A 12,536-nucleotide genomic window follows, 5' to 3' on the forward strand; every position below is an offset into this window, starting at 1 on the left:
AGTCAAGGGTGCTTTACAAAACAGGCGACCGCTGTGGTGGCTAGGGTGTCCCGCTCTGCGACGGCATGACGGTGGAGTGGCTATATCGAAAGTGATATGAAGCCGATTGGATCGCCTTGGGGGGAGAACGGGCGTGGAGTCGGTATTGCTGTTCATATTGGCGATCGGCGCAATAGCGGGGGCGGCGATCTTGGTTATGCGGGCTATCCAGCAACCGCAGCGCCGCAAACGCCGCCGCGAACGCGCCGCGCGTCATGCCGCCAATGTGCGGCTGTGGAACAGATTGTTCGCGCGTCACGATCGGCGCTTGCTGACGGACCAACGCGACGCCGGGAACGGGTAAAATTGTAGTTCGGCCGCCGCGCATTTCTTTCTGAGCGTTGTAGATGACCCTCGGCGCAGGGACGACGACAAAAAGCTAGTCGAACGTTGTCGTACGGTCGGTTTCTGCGTCGATCGGCCACTTCATGAACGCGAAGACCCAATACGCGACCATCCCGACAATTGGGACGATCAGCAGCAGCGACCAAGCGCCACCGATTCCCACCCGCGCTGCGATTTTCCAAGCTGGAACAATCCAAAACGCAACAACTATGGCTAGTATAAGCCAGTGAATTAAACTGAATGCGCCCATTCAACCTCCCCTTAGGCACTCCCATTCAGGGCTGATGCCATGGCTTCTTCAAGTATGTAGTTTGGCCGGGAAAAGGGGCCGCCCGTGAGCACGGTGCGGCCCGATTATTCTGCGTTACGACTTTGTTGGTGCAGCCGCTGGAGCCGGCGTCGAAGTCGAAACAGGAGTAGTGACCGGCGCCGGGTTCGCCGACGGAGCAGGAGCCGCGATCGAGAGTGCGACCTCTTCGTCGATAAAGCCCTTGACGCCGGCGCCGAGCGGGATCGTCGCGCTCGTGCCGGTGGTGAAAAAGCCGGCGATCGGCACGAAAGCGATCGCGGCAACCACGCCTGCCGTGCCCGTCACGCCCTTGTCGTCGAAGACGCCGCTCAGGCGAATCTGCCGACTGCCGACGGTGACATAGAGCAGCCGCGCGTTGATCCGTCCCGACTTGCCCCACATGCCCTTGTTGCGGACATCGGTGACTTCACCGATTGCCGGGCTGCCGGCGGGAATCGCGACGACGCCATTCACCATGACCGGTTCCATCACTTCCAGGTGGACGCGATAGCCCGACTCCAGCTTCTTGCCTTTGGTCGTGATGGTCTCGGCCATCTTGAACGAAATCGGCGTCCCCACGCGCAGGACATTGGGGTCCTGTGCAGTTCCGGTGGCTACGGCAATGGGAGCCGTTTTGGGTGCGGGCGCAAGCGTCGCTGTGGACGCCGCAGGCGCGGTTTGAGCGCCGGCCGGCAACGCAACGACCAGCAGCGCGCTCGCGAGCGCGCTGGAATAGACAGTCTTCATGGAACCCCCTCAATATCGATCGACTCGCCCCCGAGTCGCTGACGTAATGAAGCCAGATTCAACGGTTGTCGTCAAATTTCATCACCAGAACTGATGAAATGTGCATGTAATTGTCGATGCTTAAAATAAGCCGGGTTGCGATCTCGAGTTCGGACGCTTCTAAAGCCGAGCACGATTTCAGTCTCACGTGCCGAAATAAGCTGACCCGGCGCTGCGGGCTCTAACTGGGATCGCCCAGCCTCAGTTACCCGCGATCTTCGCCAATATATCCCCGGCGAGCAGGCTCAGCGTGTCGTCGCGCGCGCCCATCACCACCACGCGGTCGCCGGGTCGGGCCAGCCCCGCGATCCTGTCCGCCGCTTCGGCGCGATCGGCGATGTGGCTAGCGTTGCGGCCGGCCGCCTGGATATCGGCGACGATGTCGGCGCTGGTCACCTCGCGCGTGACGGTGCCGCCATAATAAGCCGGGTCGGGGAGGATCAGCACGTCGTCCTGCTTCAAGCCGTCGGCGAAGGCGGCGACGAGTTCGCGGCGCATCGTCTTGAGCGGACCGTAACCGTGCGGCTGGAACAATATGATCAGCCGGCCGGGAAAGGCGTGGAGCGTGGTCAAGGTCGCGGCGATCTTGTCGGGATTATGCCCGAAATCGTCGAGCACCGCGATGCCGTTGGTCTCGCCAACCAGTTCGAAGCGGCGGCGCAGGCCGGTGAAGCCGCCGATCGCGACCGCGGCATCCTCGAACGAAATGCCGGCCGCATGGCACGCGGCGATCGCGGCGAGCGCGTTGGCGATATTATGGCGGCCGGGCACCTGGAGCTCGACCGCGACCGGATCGTGCCCGCGCGCGACGAGCTGAAACTGCGCGCCATAAGGCTCTTCGACGATATCGGTCGCCATGATCTCGGCATCGGCCTGGAGTGCGACCCCGACCACGCGATTGGCGGGCAAGGTTCCAGCCAGCCGTGCGCCATCCTCGTTATCGAGATTGACGACGGCGATCTCGGACTTGGCGATGAAGTCGCCGAACAATTGGTTGAGCTCGTCGAGGCTCTTGTGATCGAGGCTGACATTGTTGAGCACCGCGATGCGCGGCGCGAACAAGGCGATCGATCCGTCGCTTTCGTCGACTTCGCTGACGAACGCATCGCCGCCGCCGACCAGGGCACTGGCGAAGGGCGCGTTGGGCGAGGCGAAATTCTTCATCACCGCGCCGTTCATCACCGAGGGATCGCGGCGCAGCGCATGGAGGATCCAGCCGATCATGCCGGTCACGGTCGACTTGCCGCTGGTGCCGGCGACGCCGATCGGCATCGTGCTGGCATTGAACAGATCCGCGAGCATTTCCGCGCGGGTGCGGCGCGGGCAATCGAGCCGTTCCGCGGCGATCATATCGGGCACGGTCGGCTCGATCGCCGCCGAGGCGATGACGATCTGATCGGGCGAGGTGATGCCGCTGCCGTCCTGCGGGAACAGGGTGACGCCCAGATCGCGCAGATAGTCGAACTTGGCGGGCAGCCGCGCCTGGTCGAGGCTGCGGTCCGATCCCGCGACGGTCGCTCCGCGCGCGGCCAGGATCATCGCCAGCGGCATCATGCCCGATCCGCCGATCCCGACGAAGAAACAGGGTTTGCTCATATCCATCGCGCCGGGCTATCCCCGCTTTCACGGACGACGGCAAGAACGGGACGGCAGGGTAAATGAAAATTGCGGTGATGGCGCCTGCCAACCGGGTCGACGAACATTCGCTCGACGCGCTGCCGGCAATCGCCGCCGAATACGATGTCGAATTGGTGATCGATCCGCAAAGCTGGGCCTCGGGTGGCGGCCATACCTGGGCGGGCCCGGATCAGCTGCGCGCCGACACCTTTCTCAAATATGCCAACGATCCCAGCGTCCATGCGGTCTGGTTCGCGCGCGGCGGCTATGGCTCGAACCGGCTGTTCCCGCTGATCTTCCCGCATCTGGAGGACGCCGCGAAGCGCAAGGCCTATATCGGCTATTCGGACATGGGGTTCATGCTCGGCGCGCTCTACGCGCACAAGATCGGCAAGCCGATCCACGGCCCGATGCCGATCGACGTCACGCGCAAGGACAATGGCGCCTCGGTCCGGCGGACATTGGGCTGGCTGGTCCATGGCGACAAAGCGGGACTCGAGCCCGGGATCATCGGATCGGGGCGCCCGGCGGCGGCGTTCAACCTGTCGATCCTCGACGCAATGATCGGCACGCCGTGGCTGCCCGATCTAACCGATCACGATTTGCTGGTCGAGGAAGTCAGCGAGCATCTCTATCGCGTCGACCGGATGATGTTCCACGTCGCCAATTCGACCCAGCTGTCGGGAATCGCCACGCTCCGCGTCGGCTCGATCACCTTGCCGCCCGCCGACGGTCAGGCCGATTTCGGGCACAATCCCGACCAGATCGCCTGGGACTGGAGCAAGATCCTGAAGGTCCCGTATGAGGGTCGCGCGCTGATCGGGCATGACAGCAACAACCATGTCGTGCCGTTCGGCCAGGTCATATCCCGGGGATAATCGTACCCATAATGGGCACATCCGTCGAACTACGTAGGTCTCCAAAGCCTTTGCTAACCAATTCCCATTAGCCATCGGCGATCGAGAGGTCCCCRATGCCGCAGACGCTTGAAGAATATCACGCCAAGATCGAACGCATGATGGCCGAAGGCGATGCCTGGCTGATCGCACGTGACGCGGGGAGCGAAGAGTTGATCAAGCGGCGCATCGCCGAATCCGTTTTAGTCCTCGCCTCCTACCAATTGTTCGTCCACCGCGAGGTGTTCGCACCGATGCTGGAGCGTGTCGACGCCGGGACGCGTGCGCGGGTCAACGAGCTCAAGGTCGAGTGCATCGCGCTGACCGAGGATCTGCGCTTCAACGTCCGCGAACTCATGGCGCGCGCCGCCGACGCGCCGCTCGACTGGGACGGGGTTGCCGCCGGAGTGGCCTGGTTCAACGGCAGGGTCCGCGCGCACATCGCCCAAGTGCGGCAGATGATGGCGCCCGATTTGAGCGACGATGACCATGCGCGCCTGCGCGCGCATCGTAACGACATTGTCGGTGCTCAGGCCGCCTGATCGGCCTGCCGGCCGTCATCATCATGCGCTGGCGCCGGGACGTATTTCGGCACCGCCGACCACGCGGTGATGCTCGACATGATCGGGTCGCGTGAGCAGAAAGCGGTCGTCCTCCGGATAATAACGCGCGCGGTCGATATCCTCGCCGGCGAACGCCGCGATCGCCTCGATCGACTCCCACCAACTGAGCGTGGTGACCTCGCTTTCGCCGTTGCCGAGCGTGCGGACGAGCATCTGCGCGCCGAGATTACCGGGCGTCGCGCGGTAATCGTCGAGCCCGGTGCCGGCGATATAGGCGACATAGTCCGCCTCATCGGCGGTACGGATGCGCGCCGACCAGCGGCGCAGGATGACGGTCTTGTCCATCGGGCGATCCTCCTGCGCATGCTTTAGCGGCGATCCGCCGTCTGCATGAATCGAAGCTCGGAAGGCGATGATAAGGGGTGTTTATCGAGGGGGTGGCGATGTTTACGAACTCGCCCTATATCCCCGGCCATGAACCGCGCGTTCCCTACGACTACCACCACTACCCCGGGTTTCCGGGGGGTGTTCGGCGCGCGCGACTGACGTTCACGCCGATTACCTCGCCCGGGAACGGGTGAGGTCGGCGTCCGCTCCCCGTTCCAGTCTTTCCCTCGGACGCTGCCCGGTGCATAGGCGCGCCAACTGACAGGAACGACCATGGAAATGCTCTCGATCACGCTCCCCGACGGCTCGGTTCGCGAGGTCGCGCCCGGCACGACCCCGGCCGATATCGCCGCCGCGATCGGCCCCGGTTTGGCCAAGGCGGCGATCGCCGCGCGCGTCGACGGCGAATTGCGCGACATTATGCGGCCCTTCGAGGGCAATGCCCAACTCGCGCTTGTGACATCCAGGGACGAGAAGGACGCGCTCGAACTCGCGCGGCATGATTTCGCGCATGTCCTGGCCGAGGCGGTGCAGAATCTGTTCCCGGGCACGCAGATCACGTTCGGCCCGGCGACCGATGACGGCTTCTATTACGACTTCGCGCCGACCCCCGAGCATGGACCCTTCACCGAGGAAGAGCTTCCCGCGATCGAGGCCGAAATGCGCGCCATTATCGCGCGCGACGAGCCGCTGATCCGCGAAGTGTGGAGCCGCGCCGATCTGATCGCGCGCTGGAAGGCGCAGGGCGAGACGTTCAAGGCCGAATGGGCCGCCGAACTGCCCGAGGGCGAGGAACTGACGGTCTACAAGGCCGGCAATCGCCCCGATGCCTGGCTCGACATGTGCCGCGGTCCGCATCTCGCCTCGACCGGCAAGCTCGATCCCCAGGCGTTCAAGCTGACGCGCGTGTCGGGCGCCTATTGGCGCGGCGACCAGAATAACGCGATGCTCTCGCGCATCTACGGCACGGGCTGGCTCAACAAGAAGCAGCTCGACGCGCACATGGTGATGCTCGAGGAAGCGGCCAAGCGCGACCACCGCAAGATCGGGCAGGAGATGGACCTGTTCCACCTCCAGGCCGAAGCGCATGGATCGGTGTTCTGGCACCCCAAGGGCTATATGATCTGGCGCGAGCTCGAAGCCTATATGCGCCGCCGGCTCGACGCCGCGGGCTATGAGGAAGTGAAGACGCCGCAGGTGATGGACGCCCGCCAATGGGAAAAGTCCGGCCATTGGGGCAAATATCGCGAAAATATGTTCGTCATCCCCGATGAGGTGCCGAACATCGACGACGAAGGGCCTTTGGTCTCGGACGACGCGCAATGGATGGCGCTCAAGCCGATGAACTGCCCGGCGCACATCCTGATCTTCCGCCAGGGGATCAAATCGTATCGCGACCTGCCGATCCGCATGGCCGAGTTCGGCTGCTGTCATCGCAATGAGCCGCACGGCGCGCTGCACGGCATCATGCGCGTGCGCCAGTTCACCCAGGACGATGCACATATCTTCGTCCGCGCCGACCAGTTGGTGGGCGAGGTCGCGGCGTTCATCGACTTGCTCGATATCGTCTACAAGGACCTGGGCTTCGACAAATATGCGATCAAGCTCGCATTGCGTCCTGACAAGCGCTTCGGCAGCGAAGAGATGTGGGACTGGTCCGAACAATCGCTACGTGACGCGGTGGCGGCGACGGGCCGCAACACCGAGGAATTCGGCTGGGAGGAATTGCCGGGCGAGGGGGCCTTCTACGCGCCCAAGCTCGAATTCCATCTGACCGATGCTATCGGGCGCACATGGCAGGTCGGCACGATCCAGACCGACACGGTGCTGCCCGAGCGGCTCGACGCGAGCTATGTCGGCGACGATGGCGAACGTCATCGCCCGATCATGCTTCATCGCGCGATCCTGGGCAGTTTCGAGCGCTTCATCGGCATCCTGATCGAGCATCACGCCGGGCGTTTCCCGCTCTGGCTGGCGCCGACCCAGGTGGTGGTGGCGACGATCGTGTCCGACGCCGACGATTACGCCCACCAGGTCGCCGCCGAACTGCGCGCGGCTGGGTTGCGGGTCGAGACCGATCTTCGCAACGAGAAGATCAACTACAAGGTGCGCGAGCACAGCCTGGCCAAGGTCCCGAACCTGCTCGTCGTCGGCAAGCGCGAAGCCGACGAAGGCACGGTGGCGCTGCGCCAGCTGGGCAGCGATCGCCAGCAGGTGCTGACCCTGGCCGCGGTGATCGAACAATTGCAGCGCGCCGCGATGCCGCCCGACCTCGCCATCGCGGCGGAGGCCGAGGCACAGGCCTGATGCGAACAGCGGGCGGCGGCTTTTCGCCGCCCGTTTGTTTTCAGAAGGCGGCGCTGACCGAAAACACCGCGGTGGCATCGGCGATCGACGACCCGTTCTTGGTCGAGGCGAAATTGGGCAGCAGATAAGCCGACCTCGCCTTGCTGATATCGGTATCGACGTACGACACGCCCAGCGTGACCGGGCCGATCACGTAGTCGACCCCGAGCGACCAGTCGAAATATTCGCCGGTCGGGGCGACGCTGGTGCCGTTGGGCCCGAGTCCGGGATTGCCGTTGGAATGGCCGAGATGCGCCTTGGCGGTCAGCGGGGTCTTGGGAATACCGACGCTGGCATCGCCCCAGAGGTAGAGATTGTCCTGCGCCTGGCCCCGGCTCTCAGGCGTGTTGGAGAAATTGCCCAGCGCCTTCTGCTTCGGCGCATAAGCGATACCGGCGAGCAGATTGGCCGGTCCGATCGTGGTGCTAAGCTTGACATAAGGTTCGGCGAAATCGGTCGTGTCGGCGCCACCGGGGTACATGTACCAGGTCAGGCCGACGTCGATATTGGTGCCGCTGGCGATCGGCTTCTTGATCCCGGCAAACAGGTCGAGTTCCAGGTTGGCGCCGCCGAACGTGCCCCAGCCGGAAAGGTTCGAGGCCCAGGCGCCGGCATAGACGCCGCTTTCATGCGTGACGGTCACGCCGCCCTGCAACGCCGCATGCTTGTCGGTCTGCGACACGCCGCGGAAACGATAGTCGGACACCAGGGCGACATTGGCCGACACGGTGACCGGCTTGGGCGGCTCTTCCTGCGCGGCGGCAGGCATGGCGGCCAGCAACGGCGCCGCCGCGATGGCGGCGAGGCGATAGATCATGGAACATTCCCCTGTGCGATGAGGTGAACGTTCCTCCTGCGGCCGCCCGGCAGGGTCTTCTATGGCGAGACCGAGTCCCGGCGGCGGCTTCTGACTATCGCCCCCGCATTGCCGTAATCGTGCGCAATCGTGAGGAAATGTTGCCGCCGGCGTGGATTGCGCCGATCGCGAACCGCTATTCCCGATCATAAATGCCTAGTTTTGCTGTCGCGGCTTTTAAATCCGTCGGCAAAATTCTATATCAGGCACCTCACAACCCAAAGGAGCAGTACCTATCCGTCCTCCCACGATGCGCCGACCAAACCAGGCGCCGCCGATGAACGGCCCCCGATTCAACGAATGGATCCAGTCGCCCAAGGTTCGAGTGATCGACCATGAAGGCGAGAATCTGGGTGTTATGTACACCAAAGAGGCGATGGAGCAGGCCCAAGGGCTTGGTCTCGACCTCGTCGAAGTGTCGCCCAACGCAGATCCGCCCGTGGCCAAGTTCCTCGATGTCGGCAAGTTCAAGTACGAGGCGCAGAAGAAGGCCAACCTCGCTCGCAAGAGCCAGAAGACGCAGGAGATCAAGGAGATCAAGATGCGTCCGAACATCGACGATCATGATTATGAGACGAAGATGAAGGCCATCCACAAATTCATCGGTGAGGGCGACAAGGTCAAGGTGACGCTCCGCTTCCGCGGCCGCGAGTTGAGCCACGGCCAGCTCGGCATGAACCTGTTGAAGCGCGTGCAGGACGACACCGCCGAGGACGCGAAGGTCGAAAGCTATCCGCGCATGGAAGGCCGTCAGATGCTGATGGTGCTTTCGCCGAAGTAAGGCTCGCCGACGCGGAATAGCGGAACGCTATTCCGCGAAAGCTCGGCGAGCTCGGCCGGCGGCGCTTAAGCGCCGACCGACGGCGCGGATTTACTCCGCGCCGGCTCCGCTGCCCCAAATAGCATCGTCACCCCGGCCTTGTGCCGGGGTCCACCGGGCGGCAAGCGTGAAATTAGTGCCTCTAGCCTTGGCCAAGCTGCACGGTGGATGCCGGGACAAGCCCGGCATGACGACGATGGCTAGAGCGCCGTCGCAATCGCCTCGTAAACCGTATCCAATTCCGCATCGTCGATGCAGTAAGGCGGCATTACGTACACCGTGTTGCCGAGCGGTCGCAGCAGCACGTCGCGCTCGCGAAAATGCTTCAGCAAGCGCGGCCCGATCGCGGCGAGATAGCCGCCGTCGCCCACCGGCACTTCCATCGCTGCGATGGACCCGATCCGCCGCTTTCCCGTGACGCCGCTCAGCGCATCGAGTCGCGCCTGCTGCCGCGCGCCCAGATCGGCGATCCGCTGTAGCACCGGCTCGTCGCGCCAGATCTCCAGATTGGCGACCGCCGCAGCGCAGGCGATGGGGTTGGCGGTGTAGCTCGATGAGTGGAAGAACATCTTGGCGCGATCGTCGGACAGATGCGCGTCAAAGATCGGCCGCGTCGCCATCGTCACCGCGAGCGGGACCGCGCCGCCGGTCAACCCCTTCGACAAGCACAAAATGTCCGGCACGACATCGGCTTGTTCGCAGGCCAGCAGAGTGCCGGTGCGACCCCAGGCGGTCATCACCTCGTCGGCGATGAACAGCACGTCGTGCCGCGCACAGATTGCGCGCATCTCGGCCAGGACGTGCGCCGGATAGATCAGCATCCCGCCGGCGCCGAGGATCAGCGGCTCGACAATGAACGCCGCGGGATGCTCGCGGCATGCCGTCTCCAGCGCGTCGAGCGTCACCTGTTCATGACCTTCGGCGGGAAAGGGGATCGTGCCGACATCGAACAGCAATGGCGCATAGGCCCGGTTGAATACCCCGCGCGCGCCGACCGACATCGCGCCGATCGTGTCGCCGTGATAGCTATGCTCCAACACCAGAATGCGGTGCCGCGCCTCGCCGCGATTGGTCCAGAACCCGAGCGCCATCTTGAGCGCGACCTCGACGCTGGTCGATCCGCTGTCCGAATAGAAGACGCGGGTGAGCGCGGGGGGCATGATCGCGGTCAGCCCGCGCGCCAGCGTCTCGGCCGGCTCGTGCGTCCAGCCGGCATAGATGATCTGGTCGAGCTTTTGCGTCTGCGCGGCGATCGCGGCCATGATGCGCGGATGGCAATGGCCGTGCGTCGTCACCCACCAGGACGAGATGGCATCGATCACGCGTCGGCCGTCGGCGGTGTGGAGCACCGCACCTTCGGCATGCGTCACCAGCGGGATCGGCTCGCCTAGGCCATGCTGGGTGAAGGGGTGCCAGACTGGCGAACCGCTCATCGGAAATCGGCCAGATCGAAATTGGCGGCGAAGGCTGCGGCCAGCGCACCGGGGTCGAGCGGGTCGAGCATCGGCAGGCGGCCAAGCCGTTTGACCCCGCCCATATCCGCGATCGTCGCTTCGCTATCCTCGACGGCATCGCCGACAAAGGCCACCCCGCGAATATCGACCTTGCGTGCGCGCAACGCTTCAATCGCGGCCAGGCTGTGGCTGATCGTGCCGAGCGACGTCGCGGCGACGAGCACCACCGGCAGCTGCCAGCGCGCCATCACGTCCGCGAACGTCGCCTGTCGCGTGAAAGGCACCAGCACGCCGCCGGCGCCTTCGATCACTAAGGGCCGGTCGCACCGCGGTGGTTCGAGCGCGTCCACATCGATCGTCACACCATCGATCTCCGCCGCGCGGTGTGGCGAGCAGGGGGTGGTCAGACGATAGGCTTCGGGCAGCAGACGCGCGGCCGGCAGGCCCGACAATCGTCCGACTCGCTCCAGGTCGCTGCCATCGTCGAGCCCGGCCTGGACCGGCTTCCAATAGCAGCCGTCGAGCGCGGCGGTGAGCGCGGCGGCGAACACTGTCTTGCCGATATCGGTGCCGGTGGCAGTGACGACGATCGCAGTCACAATGCCTCTTTCAGCGCCTGGGCGAGCGCATCGATCGTCGCGGCATCGACGTTGAGCGTGATCGACAGTCGTAGCCGCGCAGTGCCGACAGGGACGGTCGGCGGGCGGATGCCACGTACGTCGAAACCCTGTGCCTGGAGATGCCCGGCAATCTCCATCGTCCGCGCGTCATCGCCGATGATCACCGGCATGATCGGCGACCCGCTGGCAAGCGCGCCGAGCGGGACGAGGCGATCGTGCGCGTGGCGCACCAGGCCATCGAGCGTGGCGATCCGTTCCGGTTCGCGCTCGAGCAAAGCGAGGGCACCGCGCACCGCCGCGGCCATCAGTGGGGAGGGCGCGGTCGAGAAGATGAAGCCGCGGGCGCGGTTAATCAGGGTATCGCATACTGCGCGAGAGGCGCAGACCAACGCGCCCTCAGCCCCCAGCGCCTTGCCGCAGGTGCGCAAGGTAATGAGGTTGCCGCGGCCTTCCCATTCGGCGGCGAGCCCGCGCCCGACCGGTCCGAACACGCCGGTCGCATGCGCCTCGTCGACAATCAGCACGGCATCCTCGCGGTCGGCGATCGCCACCAGATCGCCGAGCGGGGCGCGGTCGCCATCCATCGAATAGAGGCTCTCGACCGCGATCCATGGCCGGCCGCGGCCGCCCTCGCGCCGCCATTGCGCGATTGCATCGGCGACGGCGTCGGCATCGTTGTGCCTGGCCGATACGCGCGCGGCGCGGCCGAGCCGCATGCCATCATGCGCGCTGGCATGGATCAATTCGTCATGGACGACGAGGTCGTCGGCGCCGGGCAAAGCCGCGAACAATCCGCCATTGGCGGCGAAGCCGGTGCTGAAATAGAGCGCGGCCTCGCTACCGAACCAGCGCGCTGCCTCCGCTTCGAGCGCTTCATGCTCCTCGTGATTGCCGCGCAACAGACGCGATCCGCCCGCGCCGATCGGTACGCCCCGCGCCAGCGCGTCGGCGACGATCGCCCGCATTTCGGGCGACCCGGCGAGGCCGAGATAGTCGTTCGAGGCGAAATCGTGGCCGGTCCGGGCGGCCAGCGCACGCCGGCGATGGCGGCGGGTCAGCGCATCGAGATCGTCTTTAAGCCTTGCTTGGAACGCGGCGCCGGGCGGTTGGGGATCGGATAGACTCAAGCCGGCGCTTCCCACAATTCGATCGGATTGCCCTCGGGATCATGGATACGCGCGAAACGCCCGGTTTCGGGCGAGTCCCATTCCGGTTTCACGATCACGTCGATCCCACTGGCGTTCAATTGCTCGAGCAGGCCGTCGAGGTCGTTGACGCGGAAATTGAGCATGAACTGATGGTCGGTCGCCCAATAATCGGTATCCGCCTTGAACGGCGCGAATACCATCGGACCGCCCTGTACTTTCCAGGTCCATTCTTCCGGCGGCCCGGTATCCTCCGCCGCGCAACCCGCGCCAATGCCGAGATGCTCGCGATACCATGCGTTGAGCGCGTCGGGATCCTTTGCGCGGAAGAATATTCCACCAACTCCGAGTACCGGCATTGTGTTCTCCTCTG

General features: G+C 64.5%; 14 protein-coding genes. 5 read left to right on the forward strand and 9 right to left on the reverse strand.

Features of this window, described 5'->3' with window-relative positions:
- Positions 1-133: 133 nt before the first annotated feature.
- Positions 134-343, forward strand: coding sequence for a hypothetical protein (locus AC1DQQ_RS02540; protein WP_478044176.1), 210 nt, complete (start codon positions 134-136; stop codon positions 341-343).
- Between the two features lie 75 nt (positions 344-418).
- On the opposite strand, the gene AC1DQQ_RS02545 is transcribed toward AC1DQQ_RS02540, so the two are convergent.
- The 3 genes from AC1DQQ_RS02545 to AC1DQQ_RS02555 all read right to left on the reverse strand — a co-directional run bounded on the left by AC1DQQ_RS02545 (position 419) and on the right by AC1DQQ_RS02555 (position 3,061).
- Positions 419-634: a hypothetical protein gene (locus AC1DQQ_RS02545; RefSeq protein WP_478044177.1), complete on the reverse strand. Its 216-nt coding sequence runs from the start codon at positions 632-634 to the stop codon at positions 419-421.
- Positions 635-748: 114 nt separating this feature from the next.
- Entirely contained in the window at positions 749-1,420 is a 672-nt protein-coding gene (locus tag AC1DQQ_RS02550) for a hypothetical protein (protein ID WP_478044178.1), read from the reverse strand.
- A gap of 240 nt (positions 1,421-1,660) precedes the next feature.
- Positions 1,661-3,061, reverse strand: a complete 1,401-nt coding sequence (locus AC1DQQ_RS02555) for a UDP-N-acetylmuramate--L-alanine ligase (protein WP_478044179.1) — start codon at positions 3,059-3,061, stop codon at positions 1,661-1,663.
- 56 nt (positions 3,062-3,117) lie between these two features.
- Between AC1DQQ_RS02555 and AC1DQQ_RS02560 the strand changes: the two genes are divergently transcribed.
- Positions 3,118-3,954, forward strand: a complete 837-nt coding sequence (locus AC1DQQ_RS02560; RefSeq protein WP_478044180.1) for an LD-carboxypeptidase — start codon at positions 3,118-3,120, stop codon at positions 3,952-3,954.
- A 95-nt stretch (positions 3,955-4,049) separates the two neighbouring features.
- The gene (locus AC1DQQ_RS02565; protein WP_478044181.1) at positions 4,050-4,514 is read left to right on the forward strand and encodes a hypothetical protein; all 465 of its coding nucleotides are present in this window, start codon (positions 4,050-4,052) and stop codon (positions 4,512-4,514) included.
- A 21-nt stretch (positions 4,515-4,535) separates the two neighbouring features.
- On the opposite strand, the gene AC1DQQ_RS02570 is transcribed toward AC1DQQ_RS02565, so the two are convergent.
- Positions 4,536-4,880, reverse strand: a complete 345-nt coding sequence (locus AC1DQQ_RS02570) for a hypothetical protein (RefSeq protein WP_478044182.1) — start codon at positions 4,878-4,880, stop codon at positions 4,536-4,538.
- A 321-nt stretch (positions 4,881-5,201) separates the two neighbouring features.
- Here AC1DQQ_RS02570 and thrS point away from each other — a divergent pair, with 321 nt between their 5' ends.
- Positions 5,202-7,229, forward strand: coding sequence for a threonine--tRNA ligase (gene thrS, locus AC1DQQ_RS02575; protein ID WP_478044505.1), 2,028 nt, complete (start codon positions 5,202-5,204; stop codon positions 7,227-7,229).
- A 40-nt stretch (positions 7,230-7,269) separates the two neighbouring features.
- Here thrS and AC1DQQ_RS02580 read toward each other — a convergent pair whose 3' ends face one another.
- On the reverse strand, positions 7,270-8,085 hold the full coding sequence (locus AC1DQQ_RS02580; RefSeq protein WP_478044183.1) for a TorF family putative porin: 816 nt from the start codon (positions 8,083-8,085) through the stop codon (positions 7,270-7,272).
- A 289-nt stretch (positions 8,086-8,374) separates the two neighbouring features.
- Between AC1DQQ_RS02580 and infC the strand changes: the two genes are divergently transcribed.
- Positions 8,375-8,905, forward strand: coding sequence for a translation initiation factor IF-3 (gene infC, locus AC1DQQ_RS02585; protein WP_066808683.1), 531 nt, complete (start codon positions 8,375-8,377; stop codon positions 8,903-8,905).
- Between the two features lie 239 nt (positions 8,906-9,144).
- Here the strand turns inward: infC and AC1DQQ_RS02590 are convergent, their stop codons facing one another.
- The 4 genes from AC1DQQ_RS02590 to AC1DQQ_RS02605 are packed head-to-tail and all read right to left on the reverse strand — an operon-like array spanning position 9,145 to position 12,522.
- Entirely contained in the window at positions 9,145-10,377 is a 1,233-nt protein-coding gene (locus AC1DQQ_RS02590) for an adenosylmethionine--8-amino-7-oxononanoate transaminase (RefSeq protein WP_478044184.1), read from the reverse strand.
- The gene (bioD, locus tag AC1DQQ_RS02595) at positions 10,374-10,997 is read right to left on the reverse strand and encodes a dethiobiotin synthase (protein WP_478028123.1); all 624 of its coding nucleotides are present in this window, start codon (positions 10,995-10,997) and stop codon (positions 10,374-10,376) included. The genes AC1DQQ_RS02590 and bioD overlap by 4 nt, the downstream gene beginning before the upstream one ends.
- Entirely contained in the window at positions 10,994-12,145 is a 1,152-nt protein-coding gene (locus AC1DQQ_RS02600; protein ID WP_478028125.1) for an 8-amino-7-oxononanoate synthase, read from the reverse strand. Before AC1DQQ_RS02600 ends, bioD begins: the two co-directional genes overlap by 4 nt.
- A complete protein-coding gene (locus AC1DQQ_RS02605; protein ID WP_478028127.1) occupies positions 12,142-12,522 on the reverse strand; it encodes a VOC family protein in 381 nt (126 codons plus the stop codon). Before AC1DQQ_RS02605 ends, AC1DQQ_RS02600 begins: the two co-directional genes overlap by 4 nt.
- Positions 12,523-12,536: the final 14 nt, after the last annotated feature.

This window comes from Sphingomonas sp. P4_G3 (assembly GCF_056401105.1).